At 55.5% G+C, this 26651-nt stretch carries 23 protein-coding genes; 16 read left to right on the forward strand and 7 right to left on the reverse strand.

The genetic code is table 11. The annotated features are described in order from the left end of the window. Positions 1-45: 45 nt before the first annotated feature. Complete coding sequence (locus tag E4T21_RS03845) at positions 46-2598, forward strand: glycosyltransferase (RefSeq protein ID WP_149283671.1); 2553 nt, start codon at positions 46-48, stop codon at positions 2596-2598. A 75-nt stretch (positions 2599-2673) separates the two neighbouring features. Continuing rightward, complete coding sequence (locus tag E4T21_RS03850) at positions 2674-3996, forward strand: O-antigen ligase family protein (protein WP_149283673.1); 1323 nt, start codon at positions 2674-2676, stop codon at positions 3994-3996. Between the two features lie 95 nt (positions 3997-4091). Here the strand turns inward: E4T21_RS03850 and E4T21_RS03855 are convergent, their stop codons facing one another. Further along, positions 4092-5375 carry an aromatic ring-hydroxylating oxygenase subunit alpha gene (locus E4T21_RS03855; RefSeq protein ID WP_149283675.1) on the reverse strand — a complete coding sequence of 428 codons (1284 nt, stop codon included), beginning with the start codon at positions 5373-5375 and terminating at the stop codon, positions 4092-4094. 265 nt (positions 5376-5640) lie between these two features. Between E4T21_RS03855 and E4T21_RS03860 the strand changes: the two genes are divergently transcribed. The 14 genes from E4T21_RS03860 to E4T21_RS03925 all read left to right on the forward strand — a co-directional run bounded on the left by E4T21_RS03860 (position 5641) and on the right by E4T21_RS03925 (position 23016). Continuing rightward, positions 5641-6747: an FAD-binding oxidoreductase gene (locus tag E4T21_RS03860; RefSeq protein ID WP_149283677.1), complete on the forward strand. Its 1107-nt coding sequence runs from the start codon at positions 5641-5643 to the stop codon at positions 6745-6747. A gap of 53 nt (positions 6748-6800) precedes the next feature. Beyond that, positions 6801-8189, forward strand: a complete 1389-nt coding sequence (locus tag E4T21_RS03865; protein ID WP_240349278.1) for a GlxA family transcriptional regulator — start codon at positions 6801-6803, stop codon at positions 8187-8189. 471 nt (positions 8190-8660) lie between these two features. Next, positions 8661-9962, forward strand: a complete 1302-nt coding sequence (gene glyA, locus E4T21_RS03870) for a serine hydroxymethyltransferase (RefSeq protein WP_149283679.1) — start codon at positions 8661-8663, stop codon at positions 9960-9962. Between the two features lie 220 nt (positions 9963-10182). Further along, on the forward strand, positions 10183-11433 hold the full coding sequence (locus E4T21_RS03875; protein ID WP_149283681.1) for a sarcosine oxidase subunit beta family protein: 1251 nt from the start codon (positions 10183-10185) through the stop codon (positions 11431-11433). A 20-nt stretch (positions 11434-11453) separates the two neighbouring features. Beyond that, a complete protein-coding gene (locus E4T21_RS03880) occupies positions 11454-11819 on the forward strand; it encodes a sarcosine oxidase subunit delta (protein ID WP_149283683.1) in 366 nt (121 codons plus the stop codon). Continuing rightward, positions 11816-14854: a sarcosine oxidase subunit alpha family protein gene (locus E4T21_RS03885; protein WP_149283685.1), complete on the forward strand. Its 3039-nt coding sequence runs from the start codon at positions 11816-11818 to the stop codon at positions 14852-14854. Before E4T21_RS03880 ends, E4T21_RS03885 begins: the two co-directional genes overlap by 4 nt. Continuing rightward, entirely contained in the window at positions 14847-15515 is a 669-nt protein-coding gene (locus E4T21_RS03890; protein ID WP_149283687.1) for a sarcosine oxidase subunit gamma, read from the forward strand. Before E4T21_RS03885 ends, E4T21_RS03890 begins: the two co-directional genes overlap by 8 nt. A 28-nt stretch (positions 15516-15543) precedes the next feature. Then, positions 15544-16452 (forward strand): formyltetrahydrofolate deformylase, encoded by a 909-nt coding sequence (gene purU / locus E4T21_RS03895; RefSeq protein WP_149283690.1) that lies wholly within the window; start codon positions 15544-15546, stop codon positions 16450-16452. A 36-nt stretch (positions 16453-16488) separates the two neighbouring features. After that, positions 16489-17457 carry a magnesium transporter CorA family protein gene (locus E4T21_RS03900; RefSeq protein WP_149283692.1) on the forward strand — a complete coding sequence of 323 codons (969 nt, stop codon included), beginning with the start codon at positions 16489-16491 and terminating at the stop codon, positions 17455-17457. A gap of 165 nt (positions 17458-17622) precedes the next feature. Beyond that, positions 17623-18321, forward strand: coding sequence for a monofunctional biosynthetic peptidoglycan transglycosylase (gene mtgA, locus E4T21_RS03905; RefSeq protein ID WP_149283694.1), 699 nt, complete (start codon positions 17623-17625; stop codon positions 18319-18321). Between the two features lie 31 nt (positions 18322-18352). Then, positions 18353-19507 carry a sugar diacid recognition domain-containing protein gene (locus E4T21_RS03910; RefSeq protein WP_149283696.1) on the forward strand — a complete coding sequence of 385 codons (1155 nt, stop codon included), beginning with the start codon at positions 18353-18355 and terminating at the stop codon, positions 19505-19507. Positions 19508-20026: 519 nt separating this feature from the next. Next, a complete protein-coding gene (locus E4T21_RS03915) occupies positions 20027-20413 on the forward strand; it encodes a hypothetical protein (protein WP_149283698.1) in 387 nt (128 codons plus the stop codon). Between the two features lie 436 nt (positions 20414-20849). Next, a complete protein-coding gene (locus tag E4T21_RS03920; RefSeq protein ID WP_149283700.1) occupies positions 20850-22211 on the forward strand; it encodes a GntP family permease in 1362 nt (453 codons plus the stop codon). A gap of 109 nt (positions 22212-22320) precedes the next feature. Next, a complete protein-coding gene (locus E4T21_RS03925; protein WP_149283702.1) occupies positions 22321-23016 on the forward strand; it encodes a haloacid dehalogenase type II in 696 nt (231 codons plus the stop codon). 19 nt (positions 23017-23035) lie between these two features. Here the strand turns inward: E4T21_RS03925 and E4T21_RS03930 are convergent, their stop codons facing one another. The 6 genes from E4T21_RS03930 to E4T21_RS03955 are packed head-to-tail and all read right to left on the reverse strand — an operon-like array spanning position 23036 to position 26618. After that, entirely contained in the window at positions 23036-23707 is a 672-nt protein-coding gene (locus tag E4T21_RS03930) for a DUF3047 domain-containing protein (protein WP_149283705.1), read from the reverse strand. A 25-nt stretch (positions 23708-23732) separates the two neighbouring features. Next, positions 23733-23951, reverse strand: coding sequence for a zf-HC2 domain-containing protein (locus E4T21_RS21635; protein ID WP_420827724.1), 219 nt, complete (start codon positions 23949-23951; stop codon positions 23733-23735). After that, complete coding sequence (locus E4T21_RS03940) at positions 23948-24538, reverse strand: sigma-70 family RNA polymerase sigma factor (protein ID WP_240349279.1); 591 nt, start codon at positions 24536-24538, stop codon at positions 23948-23950. The genes E4T21_RS21635 and E4T21_RS03940 overlap by 4 nt, the downstream gene beginning before the upstream one ends. After that, positions 24535-25197, reverse strand: a complete 663-nt coding sequence (locus E4T21_RS03945; RefSeq protein ID WP_149287022.1) for a TIGR04282 family arsenosugar biosynthesis glycosyltransferase — start codon at positions 25195-25197, stop codon at positions 24535-24537. Before E4T21_RS03945 ends, E4T21_RS03940 begins: the two co-directional genes overlap by 4 nt. After that, complete coding sequence (locus tag E4T21_RS03950) at positions 25187-25888, reverse strand: TIGR04283 family arsenosugar biosynthesis glycosyltransferase (protein WP_149283707.1); 702 nt, start codon at positions 25886-25888, stop codon at positions 25187-25189. Before E4T21_RS03950 ends, E4T21_RS03945 begins: the two co-directional genes overlap by 11 nt. Continuing rightward, positions 25875-26618, reverse strand: coding sequence for an ATP-binding cassette domain-containing protein (locus E4T21_RS03955; protein ID WP_205423448.1), 744 nt, complete (start codon positions 26616-26618; stop codon positions 25875-25877). The genes E4T21_RS03950 and E4T21_RS03955 overlap by 14 nt, the downstream gene beginning before the upstream one ends. Positions 26619-26651 lie beyond the last annotated feature (33 nt).

Raw genomic sequence — 26651 nt, forward strand, 5'->3', positions numbered from 1 at the left:
TTATGAATCTCTCTTTCCCTGTTTTATAGTGTGGAATGTCATATTATGATAAATGCAAAAAAAATCATTGTCGCATGCGTCCGTAGATATAAGCCGATCGACGGAAAGCTGCGCCACTTTGCTCCATATGCGAAGTTATCCAGGAAATTGCAAAAGCGCTATCAAATATTTAAGTCAGATCTAAAACCTGTACGCGCTAAAGGAGATTTAGCAAAAAAATATTATGGTGAAAACTACGAGGAAGTATCCCTTAAAGATAATGTCATATTGTTCGAGTGTTATTGGGGGAAAAAAATATGTGGAAATCCATTGGCGATATATCGGAGATTGGTAAATAGTAATGTTGATGATGATTACAAAATTATTTGGGTGGTAAATAACATCGATATTCCTGAAGAAGTATCAGGGAATAAGGATGTTGTTATAGTAAAACCAGGGTCAAAGGAATACGGGCATGCATTGCTAGAAGCAACTTATCTAGTTAACAATGTGACATTTCCCACATATTTTATAAGAAGGCCTGGTCAGAGATACCTCAATACGTGGCATGGTGTCCCGGTTAAGGCTATGGGGCGCGATATGATTGCCCCAATGATATCCATGGCAAATACTCAAAGAAATTTCTTGCAATCTAATATTATTCTTGAATCAAGTGATTTTTATAGAAATAGTGTTATACGGCCTTATTATGTTGAAAGCTTGACTGAAAAAAATATCCTTAGATCAGGATCCCCTAGGGTTGATGACATATTTACTTCATATATAAATGATGAAGATTTCCGAATCAGGTATGGAGTAAGTAAAGGACAAAAAGTAGTAATGTATGCTCCCACATGGAGGGGGAACTCGACTAAGATTAAGTCAGTATTTAATGATCAGGCAAGCATTTATCAAACCATTGCTAATCTCCTTGGGGACGAGTATTTTGTCATTTTTTCGGCCCATCAAATGGTAAAGTCAAGAGACTTAACCGAACTGAATAATGGTGCCGTACTCTTGGAAAGCGAAAACATTAATGACGTTTTGGTTCATGTCGATGTTTTGGTAAGTGATTATTCTAGCATTATCTTTGATTTTTTCCCGGCTAACAAGGCGGTGGTCTTATATACATATGATATAGAGCAGTATCAAGAAGATCGAGGATTATATGTTAGTCCATCTGAGCTGCCCTGTGCAGATGTTAAAACTATCGAAGACCTTGTAGCTGCTATTCGGGAAGGATCTCTTCCTTCAAGCTTTGCTACTTATGCTTCCATGTGTGAGCGTTTTATTCCCCTTGAGAATGGTAACGCTTCAAAATCGGCTCTTACTGAGCTTTTATGCAACAGTAATGAAGATGACGTCTGTGCCAGCGGAAAGAAACGGTTATTGATTGCCCCAGGTGGGCTCATTCCCAATGGTATAACCAGCTCGTTAAAAAATCTTATTTCTAACCTAGACTATGATAAATATGACCCCTATATCGTGATCGAAGCCTCTGTGATGGATAATGATCCTTTGCGGCGAGAGCAGTTTTCTGAGTTTGACTCACGCTGTAATTGGGTTCTACGCTGTGGGGATATGCTTCTAAACGAAAACGAGAAAAAAACATATCAAGAATTTCGTCAGGGAAGTGAATCATTTGATCCCAGCGATATTGATACTATAAAAAGAATTTTTGAGAGAGAGAATCTTAGAGTGTTTGGAGACACCAAATTTGATGTGTCGATTGAATTTGGGGGATATGCTCCTTTTTGGACAGCATTAATAGCGTTCTCAAATGCATCAAGGAAAATCTGCTATCAGCATAACCATCTGTGGGCTGAATATACCAACACTGATGTTTCAAGAAACCAAAAGCAGCTCTATAGCGTTTTCTTGCTATACAGGTATTTTGATCAGATTGTTGCTGTATCAGATGAAACCAGAATGGTCAATGAAGAGCATTTGGGGACATTCTATGCAGAAGGAGTCGTTGCTCATACCGTAAATAATACAATTGATATAAATAGGTTGAAAGAAAAAGCATTAGTTCCTGTTGTATTGGCCCATCCTCCTGCTGCGCCTTTATATCAGGAGAATTCACTTTTTCGTTTTATTGCCTTAGGTCGTCTCTCTCCAGAAAAGCGATTTGACCGCATGATAGGGGCGTTGGCCAAGATAGCAAGGAAATACCCTAGTGCTATATTGATTATTTGCGGTAGTGGCCCCCTTAAAAAGAAGCTCTCTCAGCTCGCAAAACGGTTGGGAGTTTCAGAAAGAGTAATATTTTTGGGGCAAGTTTCAAACCCGTATCCTCTGTTGGCAAAAGCGGATGCTTGTGTCATGTCATCTGATTACGAGGGACAGCCAATGGCTCTCCTGGAAGCTCTTTGCCTCGGAACAACGTGCATTGGTACAGACATACCAGGTATTCGGTCAGTTCTGAAAGATAAACTTGGACACATTGTACCGCCGACTGTTGATGATTTTTCCCAGGCTATGGAAGCTGCTATTTTGAAGACCCTTCCACCTTTGTCAGATATGAAAGTTGATGAGGAATATATTGAACGGACCATGAAAACTTTCTATAAAGTCGTATGTGGACAAGATAAGGCGGAAAGATTAATTGACCGATGACGACAGGCTTCTTGGTTTTATTTTTAAAGATGTGGGGAAAATGTATATCTTGGATAATAATGTTAGATTGTTGATATGATAAATAAATATTTATATCCGCCTTTCTCTCGTACGCCATGTTACTTGCAGTGGATAGGTATATTCGCACTTTTTCTATACGGAGGGGGGCAATTCCTTGCTCCACCTGTGGGGGGCACGGCGGAATCGGTCACAGCCCTTTTGGGATTGGGGGCAGTACTCGTTTATGGTAAAGGGGGACGGCGATCAGAGGCGTTATGGCTGCTGCTGCTGGTGATCGCTGTTCAATGTCTGTCATGGTGGTTGGGGTATATTCATCACCCTGATTGGGTGACGAAAAACCCACAGATCGACCGTCTTGCCAAGCTTTTCATCTTCATTGGTGTGGCCTGGTGCTTGGGGGGCAGCACAAGGTTGACGTTATGGCTGTGGTTGCTGGCTGCACTTGGATATATTGCCTCAACATTTATACATGGCGGTGGATGGCACGAATGGCTTGCGGGGTTTCAGGGGCACAGGGCTGGCTTTGGTGTTCGCAATGGACAGCATGGTGCGATGCTGTTTGGTGTCTTGCTACTAGGCTCCCTTGTTTTTGCTTTAAGATTTTTGAGCCCTGGGCCATGGCGTATATTGCGCTGTCTGTTATGGATATTGCTGGTAGCATTTGGTACAGCAGGGGTTCTGATAGGGCAGACACGAGCAGTATGGCTTGCGCTGATTCTGGCGCTGTTACTGGCTACGGGAATATGGTTTTGTTTTACCGCTAAACGGCACTCTCAACGCAGGGCATTGTTTAGACTCGCCGTATGTATAGTACTTGTTGCCATGACTGGGCTTGCATGCATCTGGATATTCCATGATTTATTGATCGCTCGGATAACCAAAGAGTCTCAAGTCATTGCTCTGCTAGTTGAAGGGGACATTCAGAATATACCGTATAGCAGCATAGGGATTCGGATTCACTCGTGGGTTGCAGCTTGGCAGTGGATTCTTGAGCGTCCGATCGTCGGTTGGGGCGAAGAAGGGCGTAGTCTGGTTATTCAACATACTGACTGGATTCCAATCTCTGTAAAACAGAATTTTGGACATCTGCATAATTACTTTATCGAGATCTGGGTGGCCTATGGCCTGCTAGGCATACTGGCTATCGGAGCGCTGGCGGCCTGGGTTGGGCTGGCGACATGGCGAGCCTGGAAGTCCGGTGCAATGCCTGATGATATGGCTCTGTTTGGTGTGGCTTTCTTTATTTACTGGATGATCGTTAACCAATTCGAGTCTTATAATTCCTTTTGGACAGGAGTGTTCGTCCATAACATCATCGTTGGAGGGCTGGTGACTCACTACTGGAGACTTAACGACGGTGGGTATAAACCAGACTAGGGCATGGTGTAAATCAGCGAAGCCCCTCTCCTGTCACTTAACTATGCCATAGAATGATTGGTGCAGTCGTGATCAGGAGGGGGCTCTTCACCGTATTACGCTTCGGCCAAACGCAATGTCGGTGTCTTGGCCAGGTTGGCGCTCAGGGTTTCCCGGTACCAGTCGATGAAATCGATGACGCCGAACTCGTAGGTGGGCGAGTAGGGACCAGGCTGGTAGGCCAGGGAGTTGATGCCACGCTGGTTCTCTTCGGCGAGGCGGCGATCCTGGTCATTGGTGGCATCCCATACCCGGCGCATTTCTTCGGGATGGTAGTCGACACCTTCCACGGCATCCTTGTGCACCAGCCACTTGGTGGTGACCATGGTGCGCTGGGGGCCCAGGGGGAGTACCCGGAACACAAGGGCGTGATCGCCCATGAAGTGATTCCAGGAGTTGGGCAGGTGAAGAATGCGCAACGAGCCCATGTCTGGGCTGGTCAGGCGACCCATCAGCTTCTTGCAGGCCGGCTTGCCGTCCATGGTCATGGATACGATGCCGTCCAGCAGCGGGGTACGGGTCAAGCGGTTGCGCCTGCCGATACGAGTTAGCTGCCAAGGAACCTGCATGGCATCCCAGTCGTCCTGCTTGCGCTTGACCAGTTCACGATACGCCGGGGTGGCGCGAGGGTCGTCGCTATCGTCGAATTCCTGCAACGAATTGAGCAGCTCCGGGTGAGCACCGTTACAGTGATAGCACTCGCGGTTGTTCTCGATCACCAGCTTCCAGTTGGCGTCTTCTTCGATCGAAGAACTGACAGCCACCTTGAGATTTTCCATCTCATAGGGTGCCAGATAGTGTTCGAGCGTTTCCTTGAGATCGTCGATGGGTGACGGATTCTCGGACAGGTTGATGAACAGGAAGCCACCTGCCTCGGTCAGGGCGATGGGCTTCAGGCCATGGGCACTCAGGTCGAAATTTTCGCCCATGTCAGTACCGGCAAACAGCAGGCGTCCATCAAGCTCGTAAGTCCACTGGTGATAAGGACAGACCAGCTTGGCGGCCTTACCCTTTTCGCTGAGACACAGGCGTGAACCGCGATGGCGGCAGACGTTGTGGAATGCGTGAATGGTACCGCCGTCACCACGCACGATCAGCACAGGGTTGTTGCCGATGTTCAGAGTGATGTAGTTGCCCTTGGCGGGAATTTCGCAGCTCATCCCGGCAAACAGCCACTCGCGTTCGAAAATCTCCTGCATGTCGAGTTGGAACAGACGCTCGTCATTGTAGAAGGGTTGTGGCAATGAATAGCCTTGCGGGTGCTGGGCCAACATTTCCAGGGTAGCGCTGCGAGCGCTGTTCAGGGGATCGTCCAGAGACTGTTTCGCTAAGAGATCCATCGTTCCACATCCTCATCATGGTGCAGGCCACGGGCCCTCATGATGGGACCCTTTTATGGGGTGGAGTGTGGGGCAGGGTGCCAGGTGGCAGATATCCAACGACGACACTGGATGATGCCATTGCGACCTGTATTAACGAATTTCTGGCCTATGAGGTGTTCCTGGGTACGAAGATGTCGCGATTAGGAAAGTAGTCGCATGGATAGGGTGGGCAGAATGCCGGCAAACAACACCCTCCTGATGATCATCAACGAGCGATACCACCATGTCCATGAACTTTTCCAATCCGGTGACGACTCAGACCTGGACCAACGGCCGGCACTTGGTGCGCTGCGTCAAGGTGATTCAGGAAACCTGGGATGTCAGAACCTTCTGCTTCATGGCCGAACAGCCGGTGCTGTACTTCTTCAAGCCTGGTCAGTTCGTGACCCTGGAGCTGGATATCAATGGCGAGCAGGTCATGCGCTCCTACACGATTTCCAGCTCACCTTCGATTCCCTACAGCTTTTCCATCACAGTCAAGCGAGTGCCCGGCGGCAAGGTGTCCAACTGGCTGCATGATAATCTCAGTGTCGGCGATGAGCTGGCGGTGCATGGTCCGGTCGGCAACTTCAACGCCATCGATTTTCCGGCAGACAAGATCCTGATGCTTTCCGGTGGTGTGGGTGTCACGCCACTGATGTCGATGACGCGCTGGTTCTTCGACACTAATGCGGCCGTGGACCTGGAATTTGTCCATAGTGCGCGTACTCCGCGGGACATCATCTATCACCGCGAGCTAGAGCATATCTTCTCGCGTATCGACGATTTCCGTCTGCATATCATCTGCGAGAGAGACAAGGAGCTGAATCAGGCTTGGGCCGGTTTCCGCGGCTATCTCTCCGATGCCATGCTGGAAATGATGGTACCGGATTTCATGGACCGTGAAATCTTCTGCTGTGGCCCGACACCCTACATGGAGGCGATCAAGAGAATCCTGCGCGAGCGTGGCTTCGACATGGATCGTTACCACGAAGAGTCCTTCGGTGCCACGCCCAGCGATGTTCAGGAAGAAGCCCTCGAACTGGCCGAGCAAGCCGAAGCAGAGGCCGAGGAAATCGATGCTTCCGAGCTGATCCGTGTGGAGTTCACCGGTGCCGGCAAGAGCGTTCAGATTCAACCGGGCGAAACGGTGCACGCCGCTGCGGCCAAGCTGGGCCTGCATATTCCCAAGGCCTGCGGTATGGGAATCTGTGGTACCTGCCGCGTGTCGCTGACTTCGGGCAATGTCGAGATGGATCACAACGGTGGCATCACCGAGGAAGACATCGAAGAAGGTTACATCCTGTCGTGCTGCAGCCGACCTGTCGGGGATGTCGAAGTCGATTTCTGATCAGACAGTGGACTTCGAGCTTCGAGTTGTGAAGGCAGGATCCTAGGGGAGTAATGCTGCTCGTCGCTCGTCGCTCGTCGCTCGTCGCTCGTCGCTCGTCGCTCGTCGCTCGTCGCTCGTCGCTCGTCGCTCGTCGCTCGTCGCTCGTCGCTCGTCGCTCGTCGCTCGTCGCTCGTCGCTCGTCGCTCGTCGCTCGTCGCTCGTCGCTCGTCGCTCGTCGCTCGTCGCTCGTCGCTCGTCGCTCGTCGCTCGTCGCTCGTCGCTCGTCGCTCGTCGCTCGTCGCTCGTCGCTCGTCGCTCGTCGCTCGTCGCTCGTCGCTCGTCGCTCGTCGCTTTCAGGGAGATACGCTATGCTGGTGACCGGTTCTCCATCCGGCCCCTGTTCCATGGTGCAAGCTCCCATTGCTGATACGGCGCAGTCATCGAGTGCACCTGCTCTGTCGGTGGGCTTTGTGCTGTTACCGCGTTTCACTCTGCTGCCCTTTGCCGCTTTTGTCGATTGCCTGCGGCTGGCGGCAGATGAGGGGGATCGTAGCCGTCAGTTGCATTGTCGCTGGCGCTTCATGACCCATGACGGCAATGCGGCACTCTCCAGCTGCGGGGCGGAAATCACGCCCTGCGAACCCTTCGTGGATCCTGGCGAATTCGACTATCTGGTCGTGATCGGAGGCGTGCTGCATGACCCGGGTGTTGCCGACCGTGCCGCCATTGACTATCTACGCATGGCGGCGTCGAAAGGGGTGACATTGGTTGGTGTGTGTACAGGGGTGCTGTCATTGATTCAGGCGGGTGTCATGCAGGGACGACGCTGCTGCATCAGCTGGTATCACCATGGCGATCTCGCCAGCCGCTTTCGCGATATCGAGCCGGTGGCTGATCGTCTCTACCTGGATGATGGCGACCGTCTGACCTGTGCCGGAGGCTCGGCGGCGGCCGACCTGGCGGCCTATCTCGTCGAGCGTCACCTGGGACGTGCCTGGGCGCGCAAGAGCCTGGCCATCATGCTGTATGACGGGCATCGCGCCGGAGAACATGGGCAGCCTCAACCGGTGGTGTTCGATCGCATCTCCGACCGCTTGGTTCGCCGGGCCATTCGGGTGCTGGAACAGCAATTGGGCGAGCCGCTCAGCGTCGACCAATTGGCCAGTCGAGTCGGATCTTCGCGGCGCGCACTGGAGCGGCGTTTTCGCGCCACGCTGGGGGTTGGTCCGCAAAGGTTTCAGCGTGACCTGCGGCTACGCTATGGCTTGTGGCTACTGCACTACACCGAACGCAGCATCACGGAAATCGGAGAAGCCTGCGGCTTTGCCGATACCGCGCATTTTTCTCGACATGTCCGTGCCAGTTTCGGTGCGTCGCCGTCCCAACTGCGCCGGGATCCCGAACTGGTGCAGGACCGTCTCGTTGATCCTTACTTCCTGTACGTAGGGTCCATCACCTGACGCGCCTTTCCTGGTGACGCTCTCGATCTTCCTGGCGGCGTTGTTGCTCTTTCTCTTCCGCTTGCTGACAGGCACTCCTGTTTCGCTCTTGCAGTCTTTGCATTCGCTGCCGGGCTTTCTCTGCATCTTCTCATGCGCTTTCCCGATGACTTCCTCCAGAAGTGTCGAGGATTCTGCAATTGTCCAATAAAAGTGTCGCATTTGTTCAAGCCGGACAGGCCGCCAGGCGGTTGAATGGCGGGCATGGTTGCAAACAGTGCCAGAACGCCGGGCAATCAGCTTGGGGATGTCTCAAGTGGTGATGCCGAAGTCGTTTCTAGAATGCACCCGTGACGCAGTTTGCCTAACGTGGAGCCATGATTCGGAGCGACTGTTTCATTGGCATATGGAATGCCTCCTGCAACCGACAACAGATAACTGACAATTGACAATATGGGCCTGTGCGGCCGACTTGTTTACGGAGACCCTCCCATGGCGCTATCTCTTCTCTCCCAGTTCGATCCTCAAGTGGCTGCAGCCGTTGCCGATGAAGAGGCCCGCCAGGAGGCCCACGTCGAACTCATTGCCTCGGAAAACTATACCAGCCAGGCCGTCATGCAGGCCCAGGGCTCCCAGTTGACCAACAAGTATGCAGAAGGCTACCCGGGCAAGCGCTACTACGGTGGCTGTGAGCATGTGGACGTGGTCGAGAGCCTGGCCATCGAACGTGCATGTGCGCTGTTCTCTGCCGACTATGCCAACGTTCAGCCGCATTCCGGCGCTCAGGCCAACGCCGCTGCCTTCATGGCGCTGGTGTCTCCGGGCGACACCGTGCTCGGCATGAGTCTGGCCCATGGTGGTCACCTGACACATGGCGCTGCGCCGAACTTCTCTGGCAAGCACTACAACGCAGTTCAGTACGGTATCGATGAGGCCACCGGGGAGATCGACTATGCCGAAGTCGAGCGACTGGCCCAGGAGCATCGCCCCAAGCTGATTGTGGCCGGCTTCTCCGCCTATTCCCAGATTGTCGACTGGCGTCGTTTCCGCACCATTGCCGACAGCATCGGTGCCTGGTTGCTGGTGGACATGGCCCACGTTGCCGGTCTGGTTGCGGCAGGCCTGTATCCCAGCCCGCTGCCCCATGCTCATGTGGTGACCACTACCACCCACAAGACACTGCGTGGTCCTCGTGGCGGCCTGATTCTGTCTGCCAGCGGTGATGAGGCGCTGTACAAGAAGCTCAACGGTGCCGTATTCCCCGGGCAGCAGGGTGGCCCGCTGATGCATGTGATCGCGGCCAAGGCCGTGGCCTTCCGTGAAGCCATGAGCCAGGACTTCGTGCGCTATCAGGAACGTGTCATTGCCAATGCCCAGCGCATGGCAGAAGTGTTCATGGAACGTGGCTATGACGTCGTCTCTGGAGGAACCCGCGACCACCTGTTCCTGGTATCGCTGATTCGCCAGGGGGTTACCGGCAAGGATGCCGATGCGGCGCTGGGACGTGCCCACATCACGGTCAACAAGAACGCAGTACCGGGCGATCCGCAGAGTCCTTTCGTGACCTCTGGCCTGCGCATTGGTACCCCGGCTGTGACCACACGTGGTTTCGACGTGGAAGACTGCGAAACCCTGGCCGGCTGGATCTGCGACATCCTCGATGAACTGGCTGCCGGGAACGACAGCAGCGAGATCGAAAGCCAGGTGCGCGGCCAGGTCGACACACTGTGTACCCGCTATCCGGTTTATCCGTCAGCGGTAGCGCAACAACAGAGTGAAGTGGCTTCAGCCTGACGGCAGACGCAGTTACAGCGACAAGACATGCCCGGTCGATATAGCGGCCGGGCAACGAAGGATAAGCTCTGTCTGAAAAGTGTCTGCGCTCAGCTATATGGCGTTAAAAATTGGCTCAAAGTGCTCATTTACCCCTTCGTAAACTGCGCCTTATCACCAATTTTTGCCTTATCTGGCTATCGCTCGCCGACTTTTGAGACAAACCTTAGGGGGTAACAACATGCAGCGCTATTCCGGGTTCGCCCTGGCCAAGCATGCCTTGAGTCATCATGAAAACTGGGAGCGCCAATGGCGCAACCCGACGCCAAAGAAAGCCTATGACGTGATCATCGTCGGTGGCGGTGGTCACGGTCTGGCGACAGCCTACTATCTGGCCAAGGAATTTGGTGTCAAGAATGTCGCAGTGATCGAGAAAGGCTGGCTGGGTGGCGGCAACACAGCACGTAACACCACCATCGTGCGTTCGAACTATCTGTGGGATGAGGCCGCCGCGCTATATGAGCATTCCATGAAGTTGTGGGAAGGGCTGTCCCAGGACCTCAACTACAACGTCATGTTCTCCCAGCGTGGTGTGCTCAATCTGGGCCACACCCTGCAGGACATGCGTGATATCCAGCGCCGGGTCAATGCCAACCGCCTCAACGGTGTCGATGGCGAGGTGCTCGATGCCAAGGGTGTCCAGGAGATCGTGCCGATTCTCGACTGCTCCAAGAATGCCCGCTATCCGGTGCTTGGTGCTTCCTGGCAGCCACGCGGTGGCGTCGCGCGCCACGATGCCGTGGCCTGGGGCTTTGCACGTGGAGCGGATGCGCATGGCGTCGATATTCTGCAGCAGACCGAGGTGACGGGCTTCAAGATTCGCGATGGTCGCATCTACGGTGTGCACACCAATCGTGGTGATATCGAAGCGAAGACCGTGGGCTGTGTGACCGCCGGTAATTCCGGGGTAATGGCGAAGATGGCAGGCATCAAGTTGCCGCTGGAATCCCACCCGCTGCAGGCGCTGGTATCGGAGCCGCTCAAGCCGGTGCTCGATACCGTGGTCATGTCCAACCATGTGCACGGCTACATCAGCCAGTCCGACAAGGGTGACCTGGTCATCGGCGCCGGTATCGACGGCTACAACGGCTATGGTCAGCGCGGCAGCTACACGACGGTCGAGCATACCCTGCAAGCCATCGTCGAGATGTTCCCGATCTTCTCTCGGGTGCGCATGAACCGTCAGTGGGGCGGCATCGTCGACACTTGTCCGGATGCTTGTCCGATCCTGTCCAAGACCAACGTCAAAGGGCTCTACTTCAACTGTGGTTGGGGAACGGGCGGCTTCAAGGCGACACCGGGTTCCGGACATGCCTTCGCTGCCAGCCTGGCCAAGGGCGAGATGCATCCATTGGCTGCGCCGTTCTCGATCGATCGTTTCCACTCTGGCGCGCTCATCGATGAGCATGGCGCTGCCGGCGTTGCGCACTAAGTTCGCAGAGGAGAGTCACCATGTTTCACATCTACTGCCCCTACTGCGAAGAATGGCGTGAGGAAGAAGAATTCCATGCCAAGGGCCAGGCACATATCCAGCGCCCGCTCGACCCGGAATCCTGCAGTGACGAGGAGTGGGGGGATTACCTGTTCTTCCGTGACAACCCCCGTGGCATCCACCACGAACTGTGGGTACATGCCGTCGGTTGTCGCAAGTTCTTCAACATCACGCGCAACACCCAGAGCTACGAGATTCTCGAGACCTACAAGATGGGGGAGCAGCCGCGTTTCACCGCTGAATGCCCGAATGGCGAATCTCGGGATGGGGCTGCCAGTGCGGACCTCGACTCACAGACAGCATCAGTACAGGAGGCTCGCGCATGAGACAGCCTAACCGCCTGAACCAGGGAGGACGGATTGACCGCTCCCAGCGCCTGACCTTCACCTTCAATGGTCAGACTTACCAAGGCTATGCCGGTGATACCCTGGCGTCGGCACTGCTGGCCAATGGTGTCGATGTCGTCAATCGCAGCTTCAAGTACTCACGCGCCCGGGGCATCGTGGCGGCGGGGGCTGAAGAGCCCAACGCCGTCGTCCAGTTGGGTGAGTCCGCTGCCGAGCAGGTGCCCAACGTGCGTGCTACCCAGCAGGCCTTGTTCCAGGGCCTGAGCGCGCGCTCCACCAATGGCTGGCCCAACGTCCAGCGTGACCTGATGGGCATGATCGGCAAGCTTGGCGGCAAGATGATGCCTCCTGGCTTCTACTACAAGACCTTCATGGCGCCGGCATCCATGTGGATGACCTACGAGCGCTATATCCGCAAGAGCGCTGGTCTGGGACGCAGTCCCAGCGAGTCGGATCCGGATATCTACGACCACATGCATCAGCACTGCGACGTGCTGGTGATCGGTGCTGGTCCTGCCGGGCTTGCCGCTGCACTGACCGCTTCTCGCTCTGGCGCCAGGGTCATCCTGTGCGATGAGCAGGAAGAAATGGGCGGCTCACTGCTGTCCAGCCGTCAGACGCTGGACGAGCGCCCGGCGGACAAGTGGGCAGCGGATGTGCTGGAAGAGTTGGCAGATAACCCCGATGTCACGCTGTTGCCGCGGACGACGGCCAATGGCTATCACGACCACAACTTCGTCACCTTGCACGAGCGTCGTACGGAGCATCTGGGACATACGGCACCAAGCGTGGCAGGCAAGCGCCAGGTGCGCTCGCGCATGTACCGGGTGCGTGCCGGCCGGGTGATTCTGGCTTCCGGCGCCCACGAGCGGCCGCTGGTTTATGCTGGAAACGACATTCCGGGCAACATGCTGGCGTCTGCTGTTTCCACCTATATTCGCCGTTACGGTGTCGTGCCGGGCAATCAGCTGGTGTTGTCCACGTCCAACGATGATGGCTATCAGGCTGCGCTGGACTGGCTCGAGGCCGGGCGCGAAGTGGTGGCCATCGCGGATTCCCGCCAGGCACCCAAGGGTGAGCTGGTCGAAGCGGTTCGTGCGCAAGGTGTCACGATCATCGAAGGTGCGGCAGTGATCGAGGCCCAGGGCGCCAATCGCGTCAAGGGTGTGCGCATTGCGCCTATCGATGTCGCCGGCTTCCGCATCAGCGGCGCTGTCCAAGAGTTTGCCTGTGACACGGTGGCCAGTTCCGGTGGCTTCAGCCCGGTTATTCACCTGGCATCGCATACGGGTTCGCGTCCGCAGTGGAACGACGAACTCCTCGGCTTCATTCCCACCTTGCCGAAGGGCATGCTGGTGGCCGGCGGCGCCCATGGTGTCTACGAACTGGCCGCGGTGCTGGAAGATGGTGCCAATGTGGGCAGCCAGGCTGCCCAGGAGACAGGCTTCGAGGCAGTATCGGTGATGCTCCCCAGCGTCAAGGCACGCAGTGAAGGCAAGGCCATGGCGCTGTTCCAGGTGCCTCATGACAAGCCGACATTGCGCGCACCGAAGCAGTTCGTCGATCTGCAGAACGATGTCACTGCAGCGGCCATCGAGCTGGCCACCCGTGAGGGCTTCGAGTCCATCGAGCACGTCAAGCGTTACACGGCCATGGGCTTCGGTACTGACCAGGGCAAGCTCGGCAATATCAACGGCATGGCGATTGCCGCACGTTGCCTGAAACGCTCGATTCCTGAAGTGGGTACTACGGTATTCCGTCCCAACTACACGCCGGTGACCTTCGGTGCCATCGTCGGACGCCATTGCCGCGAGCTGTTCGATCCAGAGCGCTATACCGCCCTGCATCAATGGCATGTGGAACATGGTGCCGAGTTCGAGGAAGTGGGCCAGTGGAAGCGTCCCTGGTACTTCCCCAGAACGGTCAATGGCAAGCGCGAGACCATGCATGAAGCTGTGGCCCGTGAGTGTCGTGCGGTACGTGAAGGCATCGGTATCCTCGATGCGTCCACACTGGGCAAGATCGATATCCAGGGTCCCGACACACGGGAATTCCTTGGCCGTGTCTACACCAACAAGTGGGCCAAGCTGCCGGTTGGCAAGGTTCGCTATGGTCTGATGTGTAAAGACGATGGCATGGTGATGGATGACGGTACCACCAGTTGCCTGGCGGAAGACCACTTCCTGATGACCACTTCCACCGGCGGCGCTGCTGCTGTGCTGGAATGGCTGGAGCTATGGCACCAGACCGAGTGGCCGGAGCTGGATGTGACTTTCTCTTCGGTGACAGACCATTGGGCCACCATGACCATCACCGGGCCCAAGGCGCGGGATCTGCTGGCCGAACTGTCGGACATCGACCTTGATCGTGAAGCCTTCCGCTTCATGGACTGGCGTGAAGGCAAGGTCGCTGGCGTACCGGCACGCGTGTTCCGTATTTCCTTCACCGGTGAGCTGGCCTACGAGATCAACGTTCAGGCACGTGCTGCCATGCACGTGTGGAAGGCGCTGTTCGCCCACGGTGAGAAATACGACCTGACGCCATACGGTACCGAAACCATGCACGTGCTGCGTGCCGAGAAGGGCTTCATCATCGCCGGCCAGGATACCGATGGCTCGGTGACTCCGGAGGATCTGGGCATGCAGTGGGCGGTCGGCTACGACAAGCCGTTCTCCTGGATTGGCAAGCGAGCGCTGACGCGTCCCGATACGGCACGCAAGGACCGCAAGCAGATGGTCGGCCTGAAGCCGAAAGACAGCGCTGTGGTACTGGAGGAAGGGGCCCAGATCGTCTTCGATCCTGGCCATGCGATCCCCATGCCCATGATGGGGCATGTGACCTCCAGCTATTACAGCCCAACGCTGGATTCCGGATTTGCCCTGGCACTGGTCAAGGGTGGTCACGAGCGCATGGGGCAGACCGTCTACCTGCCCATGGCCGATGGCAAGGTCCACGAAGCCGAAATCGTCAGCCCGATCTTTCTCGATCCCAAGGGAGAGCGCCAGAATGTCTGAGTCTGTGAACCATACTGATCGTGCCAATACTTACGATGCCTGCCCAGGTGCCGACATCGCCCAGGAGTCCCCTCTAGCCTGGTCTTTCTTCAACAGCGGGGCTCCGGCTCCGCGACCCAACAGCCGTGTAGTCCTGCGCGAGCTGGCGGACCGGGACCATTTGATCCTGCGTGGTGGTGCCATCGTTCTCGATGAAGCTGTTCGCCAGGTATTGGGAGTGGGGCTACCGTCACGCCCGCAACAACTGGTGATCTTCAATGGTGGCGTCAGCAGCCTGCAATGGCTGTCACCGGATGAGTGGCTACTGATTGTGCCGTTCGGCCAGGCTTGTCGGGTCGAGACTGAACTGCGTCAGGTGCTGGGCGGCGCTTCCGTGGCGATCAGCGATGTCAGCGCCGGCCAGACACTGGTCGAGCTGCACGGCGAAGACCTGGCCATGCGCGAGTTGCTGATGAAGTCTGTGGCTTACGATGTGCATCCCCGCAACTTCCCGCCGGGCAAAGGCGTGACTGTGGTGATGGCCAAGTCCAGCGCTATCCTGCGACGTCCGGATGACAGCCGCTGGGAACTGGTGATCAGGCGCAGCTTTGCCGATTATCTGTATCGCTGGCTGCTGGATGCCGGAGAAGAATTCGAGATTGGTGTTGATCGAAATAGCTGATCGAAACAGTTGAGCGGAGAGCAGAGCCATGTCGCTGACCAGTGCAGTGAAAGAGATCCGGGCAACGAGAGAAGGGACCTGGATCCTGACAGCCCAGTGTCCCAGTCGCTTGGGTACCGTGGATGTGGTAACCCGTTTTCTGCGTGAACAGGGCTGCTACATCACCGAGCAACAGTCTTTCGATGATAGTGCGTCCGAGCGCTTTTTCATTCGCACTGAGTTTCGCCCCCTGGATGTTGATCAGGGGGGAGAGTTTGACGCGGCGGCCTTCGAGGCCGCCTTTACCCATCGGGCATCCGGCTTCGACATGACATTCGAACTGACACCCCCGGAGCGTCTGGTGCCGGTGGTGATCATGGTGTCGAAGGCCGATCACTGTCTCAACGACCTGCTATATCGTTACCGCACTGGGCAGTTGCCGATCACTATCAAGGCGGTGATTTCCAACCACCCGGACCTGGCATCCTTGGCCGAGTGGCATGGTCTCGATTATCACCACCTGCCGATCACTGCCGACACCAAGCCGGAGCAGGAGCAAGCGGTGTGGAGCATTATCGAGGGGTGTGGTGCGGAACTGGTCATCCTGGCGCGTTACATGCAGGTGCTGTCGAGCGACATGTGCGAGCGCCTGTCTGGGAAAGCCATCAACATCCACCATTCCCTGTTGCCTGGCTTCAAGGGAGCCCGGCCTTATCATCAAGCCTTCGAGAAGGGCGTCAAGTTGGTGGGTGCCACGGCCCACTATATCAACGACGATCTGGATGAAGGTCCAATCATCACCCAGGGGGTGGAAGCGGTGAGTCATGCGGACACGGCAGAGGACTTGGTGGCCCGTGGACGCGATATCGAATGCTTGACCCTGGCCAGGGCTGTCGCCCTTCATGTCCAGCGCAGGGTGTTCCTCAACGGCAATCGCACGGTAGTCTTTCAGCGTTGATCGCCATTTGGTTGATCGCGATGAGGGAGAAGTGCGGTGAATGTATTCCTGTTGCGCGAGGATGGTAGCGAGGTTCGTGGCGGCTTCGAATTGCTCGAGGAGTGGAAGGCCTCGAGCAATAGTCATATCTGGGTGGATATGTACCGCCTCTCGGAAGACGATGAGAATCGTATCGCTGCGGTTTTCGGCCTGCACCACCTGGTGATGACCGATGCCAGGAGGCAGAGTCATCCTCCCAAGCTGGAAGTGTTCGATGACCACCTGTTCATACTGTTGAAGGGGCTGGATGCAGAGAGCCGAGGATTGGACTTCGGTAGTCTGCAGCTGGCCATGTTTGCCGGTGAGCGTTTTCTTGTCACCCGGCATGACAAGAGATCGGTGAGTCTGGAAGGCTGGTCCGAGTCGCCGCGCCTGGCAGAAGTCCTGAAGCAGAGCGGTATCATGCTGGCGCTGGGGATGTCGACCTCGGTGGCACGGCGCTATATCGACCTGCTGGCGGAATTCGAACCCAGCATGGAGGCGCTGGAAGACCAGCTGCAGGAAAAACCCAGCGACGCTACCATGCGTGAGTTGACTCTGTATCGCACGCGTCTGCGCAAGATGCGTCGGGATTTCAACTATCACTGCCGGATATTCGAGGCGCTGCGCGAAGAACAGGCAGTGTTCTTCCATGGCCGCAAGGGCCGCTACAAACACGTACTCACCGATACCTACGAGAAGTACGAACGTCTGCTGAGCCTGTGCACCATGTATTATGAGCAGGCTGGCGACCTGGTCGATGGTTATCTATCTCTGAGCTCACACGAGCTCAACAACACCATGCGGTTGCTCACATTATTGACCGCAATCTTCGTGCCTCTTGGCTTTCTGGCAGGCCTGTACGGGATGAACTTCGACTACATGCCGGAACTTCATTACCGCTGGGGATACTTCGTGCTGCTGGGTGTCATGGGGACCTTGATCGTCACCTTGCTGGTGGTTTTCCGACGCATGCGCTGGCTTTGAGGTATAGGTGAGGATTTCGTCGGGGCGGCCATCCGCCGGGCTGGCGTACCAACACCGCGTAACGTAGTGATTGAGTAGCGCAGACATTTAAGCAGTGTTCCCATAGGCATTCATATTGCACTTGCCTATATACTGGGTCGAAATTTCGCTGTGTCGGACCGAAGAATGAGTGATTGGTGGCGTCCTGTCTCGAGAATTGCGCTACGCGGGCTGCTGGCTTTTGTGCTGGGGTCGGTGTTGCTGGTGCTGGTCTTTCGCGTAGTGCCGGTGTTCGGTTCCATGGTCATGCTCGAGCGCGAAGTGTCTTCCTGGTTCTCGGGCGAACCACTGGACATCCAGCAGAGCTGGCGCCCCTGGGATGAGCTGTCCGATTACGCCAAATTGGCGGTGATTGCCGCGGAAGATCAGCGTTTTCCCCAACACCATGGTTTTGACCTGGTGGAATTACGCAGGGCTATCAAGAAGGGGATGAATGGCGGTTCCCTGCGTGGTGCCAGTACCATCAGTCAGCAGACGGCCAAGAACCTGTTCCTGTGGACTGGCCGGGATTGGGTTCGCAAGGGCTTCGAGGCCTGGTTCACCACGCTGATTGAACTGCTGTGGCCAAAAGAACGTATTCTCGAAGTCTATCTCAATATTGTCGAATTCGATCGCGGGGTCTTTGGCCTTCAGGCCGCCAGCCGGCATTATTTCGGGGTCGATGCTGACCAGCTCAGTGCCGATCAGGCCGCGCGCCTCGCGGCGGTGCTCCCCAACCCCCTTGAGCGCAGTGCCTCCAGCCCTGGTCCGACTACTGCCGGGCATGCCAACTGGATTCGGCGTCAGATGAGCAATCTGGGGCTTGGGTATCTCGATAAACTGTGATCGTGCCGCTTCTGTGCCGATGGTGAATCCTATGCTTCTGGATGCGGAACTCGCCCAGCAGATCATCGACAAGACCCAAGGCATCCTTGATGCCAACATCAATGTGATGGATACCCGTGGCGTCATCATTGCCAGTGGCGACCGGTCTCGCCTGGGGCAACTGCATGACGGCGCGGTGCTGGCACTAAAACGTCAGCAGCAAGTGGTAATCACGGTTGACGACCAGAAGACACTGCAGGGGGTGAAACCTGGCATCAATGCACTGCTGAAATGCCACGATGAAACCGTGGGAGTGCTCGGTGTCACGGGAGACCCGGACAGGATTCGCCAGTATGTCGCGCTGGTCAAGATGGCTGCCGAAATGCTCGTGGAGCAAGCCGCGTTCATGGACCGGGTGCAGTGGGACAAGCGCCACAAGGAAGGTTTCATCCTGGCCTGGATTCAGCGTGAATTGAGTGAAGAACAGCTCCAGAGCTGGGCGGTGCGATTGGGTATCAACATCCATGAGCCGAGGGTGGCGGTTCTGATCGAACTGGGCAAGGCGAATCCCATGTCGAACCTCAGTGACATGCAGCAGGTGATCGAGTTATTGGAGTTTCCCAGTCGCGACAACCTGGTAGCCATGGTCTCGACCCGCCAGTTGGTGGTGCTCAAACCCTGCAGCACACCAAGAAGTGGCCAACCCTGGGGAGAACGTGAGAGCCAGCGTATCGATGTGCTGATGGAACGCCTGGAAGACCTGGGAATTGCCCAGGTCAAGGTGGCTCTGGGGCAATTCTTTCCCGACCCGACACTGCTTCCGCTTTCCTTCCAGAGCGCCTGCCAAGTGATGCAGACCGGCAAGTTGCAGAACCCTGAATGCCACAAGTATCTGTTCGATGATCTTCGCCTGCCAGTGTTACTGGCCCCCTTGGCGGACAAATGGCAGGGGGCTCAGTTGAAGACGGCCATCGAAGCATTATGTAAGCAGGATACTTCAGGAAAGCTACTCAAGACCTTGCATACGCTTTACCATCACCAAGGTAGCCTAACCCAATGCGCTCAAGCGCTGCATGTGCATCGCAATACACTGCGCTATCGCCTGAACCGCATCCATGACATCACGGGAATTTCTCCTCACCACTTCACCGGGCTGGTGGAGCTGTATCTGGGAATACAGCTGCAGGTGTCCGGAGGAGAGGGATAAATATAGTGCCATATAATGGCATTCTGCTCCTTTCTGCTATACAGCCTTATCATAATAGAGTATTAAAAAAAGACTGTTATTGTGCACATTCAATACTTGTTGAGTGGATTTTTTTACGTGCATAAAGTTTTTGTAATTTCTCAGAGAAAGTATGCTATTTAAAATATAGTAAATATTATTCACCAGGACGCGTAGCTATATCTCCACTATCCACGATGATTTTTGCGAGATCTGTAAGGAAGCCGTAAGCAGAGAGAGGAGGGCGAAAAGAGGAGATATGGTTTTTGTTTTTTAATATATTCATAAGTTTATGAAAGAATGTGCGATGTCTTGGTATCTTCAAGTGAATGCTAAATGAAGAGAGCAACCTGTCTTGTCCCTTAGCATATATCAAGACGAGATACCTGGGACCGATTCTGAAGCTGGATGAAGAGTCAAAGGGATAAAGTATTCAGGGGTGATCCATCGAAATGAGATAGTGTGTTCGTGACGATGGCTACCTGAAAAAGGAGAAAGATAATGATTTCATTCAAGCACCTACTTCCTATAAGTCTCAGTAGTAGTGATGAATCATTTGTCATCAAGAAGCATATCTTGGGGCATCCAGACTATCATCTTCAAGGACTGTATATCTATAGGGATCATTCTCTGTATAGAATTTTATCATTTGAATGGGGGGATGAAGCCGATGTGGTAAAGAGACTGATCCTTCAGCATAAAAAGCTCATGAATGCTGATGATTTCAATACCTGGTTTGATGGGTGCTTTCCGGAAACGATCATGCAGCTGTCAAGAAAACAGCTGGAACTCATCTTCCAGCATAGGCCTACAATGATCAGGGATATCTTCAGAAGAAGGGAATTACACTACTGGGATATGACAAGGACATATGGAGAAGGCTACTAGAATACAAGGGACGCACGGCATCAATGCCTGCGTGTGAGAGACACTGGGCTATAACAACGGGGCTATAACAACAGGGCTATAACCACCACCCTCGGTGATACCTTTCGAGCCAAGCGCAGGACGCTTCAATTCGCTCCCTGGGAGTTGGTGGTGCACCAACCTGATGTCCCTCATCCACCATGGACTCAGTTGCAGCGGGCCTTGTGCGGCCTTCTTGGATGAGGGAAGAGTAGCTGCTCGATGAGAATGTCTGAAACGCACTTTTGTCAACATGCACAAATTCTAATGCCTGAAATGTCTAGCTCTCTGTTCGTAAGCACAGGGCTTGATGATAATGGGTTGGGCATACTCCGCTCGGGAGCAATGTGCATGGAGGCGTTGCCAGCTCAAGTGTGATTGGCTCCCTCATACAAGAGATAACACCAATGGAGCCCACATGAGTCTGATTCTGATATTGCTGGCGGTGATCGTGTTCATCGTTCTGGCTACCAGCAAGTTCAAGGTCCACCCTTTTCTTGCCCTGCTGGCGGCGGCCTTCATTGCTGCCTTTGCCTATCGACTGCCGCTGGATACCATTGCCGACACCATCACCTCGGGGTTTGGTGGCATTCTCGGCTATATCGGCCTGGTCATTGTGCTGGGCACCATCATCGGGGTGATTCTGGAGAAGAGTGGAGCGGCCATCACCATGGCCGATGTGGTCATTGCCAAGCTGGGGGATCGCTTTCCTAATCTGACCATGTCGATCATCGGCTATATCGTTTCCATACCGGTGTTCTGTGATTCTGGCTTTGTCATTCTCAACTCGCTCAAGGAATCCCTGGCCAAGAAGCTCGATACGTCTCCCATTGCCATGAGCGTGGCGTTGGCCACGGGACTTTATGCAACCCATACCTTCGTGCCACCGACTCCCGGCCCCATTGCGGCAGCGGGTAATCTTGGGCTCGAATCCAACCTGGGACTGGTCATTGGCGTGGGCGTTGTGGTCGCAGCGACTGCCGCGCTGGCCGGGTTGTTGTGGGCCGGGCTGTTTTCCCATACCCAACCGGATGTGGAGAATCCGGCACTGGAAGATGATGCGCACCATCAGGACTGGGAAGCACTCAAGGCATCCTATGGCCGTTTGCCTAGCCCGTTCATGGCTTTTGCCCCGATCTTTGTTCCCATCCTGCTGATCTGCATTGGCTCCATTGTGCGCTTGCCAGCGGCTCCCTTGGGCGAGGGAGACCTGGCGGCATTGCTCAGTTTCCTTGGCCAGCCACTCACTGCCCTGGTCATTGGCTTGCTGCTGTCGTCCTTGCTGCTCAAGGGGGACAACAAGATCGAGCAGTTCAGCCAGCGCATTGGCGATGGCATCGTCGCTGCTGCGCCAATTCTGCTGATCACCGGTGCAGGTGGTGCCTTTGGTGCCGTGCTCAAGGCAACACCTCTGGGCGACTACCTGGGAGCAACGTTGTCGGCGCTGGGAGTGGGCATCTTCATGCCGTTCATTGTATCGGCGGCGCTCAAGAGTGCCCAGGGTTCCTCGACAGTGGCTCTGGTCACCACTTCAGCGCTGGTGGCTCCTATGCTGGGAGACCTGGGGCTGGACTCAGAAATGGGTCGTGTGCTGACCGTCATGGCTATCGGTGCTGGCGCCATGACCGTATCTCACGCCAACGATAGTTTCTTCTGGGTGGTGTCCCAGTTCAGCCGCATGAGCGTGGGGCTGGCCTATCGTGCCCAGACCATGGCAACTCTGGTGCAGGGTGTGACAGCAATGGTGCTGGTGTATGTGTTGTCATTGGTCTTGTTATAAGGGAAACACGGCATAAACTTGGATGTGGCTGCGCGTCTGATCCATGCTGTGACCATGGCGTGTGATTTTTGGTTCGTGATTCATGATGGGCGGTTAAAAGGAATCAACCATGGCAACGGTACTGGCTTTCGATGTGTACGGAACCCTGATCGATACCCACGGTGTGGTGACAGAACTCGAGAATCGGCTGAAAGCTCAGTCGAGCGGAGACGAGCGGGAGACTCTTGCTCGAGAGTTTTCTCGTCGCTGGCGCGACAAGCAACTGGAATACAGCTTTCGGCGCAGTGTGATGGGGGCCTGGGTGGACTTTTCCGAGTGCACTCAGGCGGCCCTGGAGTTCACCGACCGTGTCCTGCAGACAGGGCTATCCGAAGGTGACAAGGACCACCTGATGATGGCCTATGACCGTTTGCCAGCTTTCGAGGAGGTATCGACGGCACTGGAGCGCTGTCACGCGGCAGGGCTGACCTGCGTGGCCTTTTCCAATGGCAGCCGCAAGGCGGTGGAAGGGCTATTGCAGAATGCTGGAGTGCTTGAGCGTTTCGATGATGTGATCAGTGTCGAGGAGGTCAAGCGTTTCAAGCCGGATCCGGCGGTCTATGCCTACCTGAGAAGTCGGCTCGAGGTGGCGCCAGGGGATACCTGGCTGATTTCCAGCAATGCCTTTGATGTCATCGGTGCGCGGCATGCAGGGTTGCATGCCGCATGGGTGCGACGCAGCCTGGAGGCGCCCTTCGATCCCTGGGGGATCGAGCCGGACATGACGGTGACAGGACTCGACGACCTGGCAGATCAATTGGCCTGAAGGGGCGCGGCCGCAGTCATCATGGGCACTGAGGTGGATTGGCGTCGCTGGAAAGTTCCATCTTGCTGAACCAGGCGGTGGCATCGACATTGGCGTTGTCGCCATCGCTCATCAGTGCGATCCCGTTGATACGCGCAGGGCTTGAACCGAACAGGCGCTGATAGTCGGCCGCGATGTCACGGACTTCTCCCACCCACTGCCCGGCGCGTTCATTTCCACTTTGCAGGGCCAGCAACACAGCCTTGTCGGTAAAGGCATTGGGCCAGCTGGTATCGATGGGCTGGTTCGATGACCACACGTAGTTGACCGATTCTACCTGCCAGGGCAGCACTCCAGTCTTGCGGGCAACATACACCCGTGCCGCGTAGTCGTCGCCACTTCTACTCCGTTCATTCACGCCTGAATGCACATTGGATACCTGCCAGCACCAGCGCAGATAGGGGGTTTCCCGCAGGTCAATCTTTCTTTCCAGGTACTTGGCCGATGCCTGATGGTTGGCACGAGCCATCAGTACTGTCATACCGTCACGCTGTGTCAGGCGATAGTCGGTTGCTCCGGCAAAGGATTTTTCTGGCCAGTCCATCATGGCCCGGGGGCTGAAATGCATGTCTGCCGCAATGGCCGCTCCACTACCTGAAAGGACCAGCGATAGAAGGAGTGCTCGAGGAAAGAGAGTTGGGAGAGAAGACATGGTAGTGACCCCAAGATATTGTCGTTCAGGATGAGCCGGGCGGGTCGTTCTTGTCGTTTCTGGGAGGCGCTTGATTGAAATGCTCACCGGCACGGTGAAGCAGCTGAAATTGCTTCTCACAACGACGGCAGGCCCCGCACAACAGCAAGTGGAAGCGTAGAGTCAGGCGCTCACGGGAGGTTAAAGGAGTATCAAGCTGTTTCGACATCAGCCTGGTGGCAGCTTTACAGTCCTTCATGCTCATGCGATTTCCTCCAGCCAGCCTTTCTCTATGCAGGCCCGTAGTTTCAAGCGGGCGCGGTGTAATATCACCCAGGCATTAGTCTCCTTGATGCCGACTTCCTTACAGATATCTTCAGTGGACAGTCCCATCAATTCGCGCAGGGAAAATACCCGTGCAACGTTGTCGGGCAGTGCCAGCATGCAGGCATCGAAGACTTGCCAGAAATGCTCGTTTTCAAAAGCCTGGTCCGGGTCACCCCAGGCCTGGGGCCTGGAAGCTTCATGCCAGTGGCCATCCTGGAGAAACATGCGATCGATCGCCTCATCATTGGTTTCGTCGCTGAAGGGCTCCCATCTCCCCATGCGTTTCTGTTGACGCATCTGGTCGAGCAGTTTGTATTTGAGAATGCCGAATACCCAGGTCTCGTAACCGGAACGTCCAGAGAAACTGTCGTTTTTTTCGATGGCGGAAATCAAGGCTTCCTGGACGGCATCCTCGGCTGCGGCATGATCGCGCAAGTGAAGTCGGGCGAAAGATAGCAGCCGTGGTCGCACGGCTGCGAGCTTGGCATGACGGTCTTCCATGGTGTCGGAGGTATCAACGGTCACAACGAGATCTCCAGGGAGTTGAGTTCCTTGTTAGTGAGGTGCATCAGGTCTTCAGGAGTATCGAGGTCTCGGACTTTTGCAGGGCAGGACAACGACCAGCCGAGCCTTGCTAGTCGGTCCCGGGTTTGTGCCATGACCCGGGAAGTGCCCCAGGATATGTCGGAAAATAGTTCGAGGTCGGTGTTACGCACACCCACTAGAGCATAGCCGCCGTCCATTGCGGGAAGGAAGACGCTATCTACATGATTTAATTGTTGGAAACAAAGAATCAGCATATTCCTACAAAGAGCGGGGCAGTCGGTGCCAATAAGCAAGCCCGGTTTTTTCATGCACTGCAGTGCATGGTGCATACGTGTGCCAAGGTCCCCGGAAGGTTGGGCGCGCAGCGTGATGCCATAAGTGTCGGCCAAGGATAGAAACAGTGGATGCTGGTGATCCAGTGCTGTCCACAAGGTGATGTTGGCAGCAGGAGTGCTTTCCAGTGCGGTGGCCAGAGTCAACTGAATCAGCCTGGCCTGCAGGCGAGCGGCACCTTCTGCTCCGAGTGCCGGAATCATGCGGGTCTTGGCCTTGCCGGGGAGAGGTGCCTTGGCCAGAATAGCCAGGGGGAAATTCCCTTGGGTGGAGGAAGGCACAGCAGAAATACGATCATCGTACATGGCGATAGTCCTCGGCCAATTCATGGGCGGAAACACCTCGCCAGTAGCGCCACCTGAGTTTCCACATCAGCCATATGGTTGTTATCACTCCGTGGCGTTCCCACCGCCTTCCATCGGTCATCACGCGCTGTCTGAGACAGGAGGGAGGCGTCAGTTGTTTCAATCTGCGCGAGATTTCAACGTCCTCCATCAAGGGTTGGTCAGGAAAGCCTGCCACTGTGTCGAATGCCTGGCGGGTCATGAAAATGGCCTGGTCTCCGGTGGCAATGCCTGTCAGACGGGAGCGCAGGTTCATGGCGCGGGCGATGATGCCGAACCATGGTGAGTGACCTGAGATACTGACATCGAAACGCCCCCATGCCTTGCGGTTCAAGGCTTGGCTGACTGCTTTCGTGGCATTGGCCGGCAAGCGTGTATCGGCATGCAGAAACAACAGGTGGGAGGCACGGGCTGCCTGAGCGCCATGGTTCATTTGCCGTGCCCGGCCGGGGGCAGAGACCAGCACCTGGTCTGCCAGTGGCATGGCCAGGGTAACCGTCGCGTCCTGGCTGCCGCCATCGACCACGATCAGTTCTACTCCCTTCGAGCGAAATGCCGCCAGCGCTGCCAACTGTGCTTCGATGATATCCGCTTCATTCAAGGCAATGATGATGATCGATAAGTGGAAGTCGTGATGCTCAACGCTTTGCATGCCGCAGTCCTGGAGTCGATGAGTGAGCGTTGAAAGGAGAGCTTCGTGTCCCGTCATGCTCAGACTCCTTGGTGGGGAGCAGTTCAATCACGGCATCTCCTGTTGCTTCGGCATCCGCATGATCATGCGTCACCATCAGGGCGGGTAACCCACGGGCGCGAATACGCTCGAAGACCATTTGGCGCATGTCGTGACGAAGGGCAGCATCGAGCTTGGAAAAAGGCTCGTCCAGCAGCATCGCATGAGGCTGAGAGAGCAGTACCCGCATCAAAGCCACTCGGGCTTTCTGGCCTCCGGACAGCGTTGCCGGGTCACGCTTGGCGAATCCGGCCAGACCGATATCCGCCAAGGCCGATTCAACTCGTTCGCGGCGCTCGGAGCGTTTGATCGAGGCCGGCATGCCAAAGGCCAGGTTGCCTCCTACATTGAGATGAGGAAACAGCAGCGGATCCTGGAACAGCAGGCCAAGGTGTCGTTGCTGGGCGGGCAGGCCAGTCAGTTCACGCTGGCCTAGATACACATGACCGGTGGCTCGAAAGGCAGGAGCCAGAAAACCTGCCGCATAGGCCAACAGGGTTGATTTACCGACACCGGAGGGGCCCATGACGCTGACGACCTCGCCAGGAGCGATCCGGGCATTCAAGGTGATCAGGCGATGACCGTCGAGGTCGATGGCGACGTTGTTGAACACCAGCGTGTCGCTGAGGGAGCTTGATGAATCTGGCGGCATATGGGGGCGCATATCAAGTTTATGACTCTAACT

The sequence above is a fragment of the Halomonas binhaiensis genome (assembly GCF_008329985.2).
GTDB lineage: Bacteria > Pseudomonadota > Gammaproteobacteria > Pseudomonadales > Halomonadaceae > Halomonas > Halomonas binhaiensis.

Bases quoted from the DNA above. Each gene is read 5' to 3' on its own strand.
- E4T21_RS03845 (WP_149283671.1), top strand. From the start codon at position 46: ATGATAAATGCAAAAAAAATCATTGTCGCATGCGTCCGTAGATATAAG.
- E4T21_RS03850 (WP_149283673.1), top strand. From the start codon at position 2,674: ATGATAAATAAATATTTATATCCGCCTTTCTCTCGTACGCCATGTTAC.
- E4T21_RS03855 (WP_149283675.1), bottom strand. From the start codon at position 5,375: ATGGATCTCTTAGCGAAACAGTCTCTGGACGATCCCCTGAACAGCGCT.
- E4T21_RS03860 (WP_149283677.1), top strand. From the start codon at position 5,641: ATGTCCATGAACTTTTCCAATCCGGTGACGACTCAGACCTGGACCAAC.
- E4T21_RS03865 (WP_240349278.1), top strand. From the start codon at position 6,801: ATGCTGCTCGTCGCTCGTCGCTCGTCGCTCGTCGCTCGTCGCTCGTCG.
- glyA (WP_149283679.1), top strand. From the start codon at position 8,661: ATGGCGCTATCTCTTCTCTCCCAGTTCGATCCTCAAGTGGCTGCAGCC.
- E4T21_RS03875 (WP_149283681.1), top strand. From the start codon at position 10,183: ATGCAGCGCTATTCCGGGTTCGCCCTGGCCAAGCATGCCTTGAGTCAT.
- E4T21_RS03880 (WP_149283683.1), top strand. From the start codon at position 11,454: ATGTTTCACATCTACTGCCCCTACTGCGAAGAATGGCGTGAGGAAGAA.
- E4T21_RS03885 (WP_149283685.1), top strand. From the start codon at position 11,816: ATGAGACAGCCTAACCGCCTGAACCAGGGAGGACGGATTGACCGCTCC.
- E4T21_RS03890 (WP_149283687.1), top strand. From the start codon at position 14,847: ATGTCTGAGTCTGTGAACCATACTGATCGTGCCAATACTTACGATGCC.
- purU (WP_149283690.1), top strand. From the start codon at position 15,544: ATGTCGCTGACCAGTGCAGTGAAAGAGATCCGGGCAACGAGAGAAGGG.
- mtgA (WP_149283694.1), top strand. From the start codon at position 17,623: ATGAGTGATTGGTGGCGTCCTGTCTCGAGAATTGCGCTACGCGGGCTG.
- E4T21_RS03910 (WP_149283696.1), top strand. From the start codon at position 18,353: ATGCTTCTGGATGCGGAACTCGCCCAGCAGATCATCGACAAGACCCAA.
- E4T21_RS03915 (WP_149283698.1), top strand. From the start codon at position 20,027: ATGATTTCATTCAAGCACCTACTTCCTATAAGTCTCAGTAGTAGTGAT.
- E4T21_RS03920 (WP_149283700.1), top strand. From the start codon at position 20,850: ATGAGTCTGATTCTGATATTGCTGGCGGTGATCGTGTTCATCGTTCTG.
- E4T21_RS03925 (WP_149283702.1), top strand. From the start codon at position 22,321: ATGGCAACGGTACTGGCTTTCGATGTGTACGGAACCCTGATCGATACC.
- E4T21_RS03930 (WP_149283705.1), bottom strand. From the start codon at position 23,707: ATGTCTTCTCTCCCAACTCTCTTTCCTCGAGCACTCCTTCTATCGCTG.
- E4T21_RS21635 (WP_420827724.1), bottom strand. From the start codon at position 23,951: ATGAGCATGAAGGACTGTAAAGCTGCCACCAGGCTGATGTCGAAACAG.
- E4T21_RS03945 (WP_149287022.1), bottom strand. From the start codon at position 25,197: ATGTACGATGATCGTATTTCTGCTGTGCCTTCCTCCACCCAAGGGAAT.
- E4T21_RS03950 (WP_149283707.1), bottom strand. From the start codon at position 25,888: ATGCAAAGCGTTGAGCATCACGACTTCCACTTATCGATCATCATCATT.
- E4T21_RS03955 (WP_205423448.1), bottom strand. From the start codon at position 26,618: ATGCCGCCAGATTCATCAAGCTCCCTCAGCGACACGCTGGTGTTCAAC.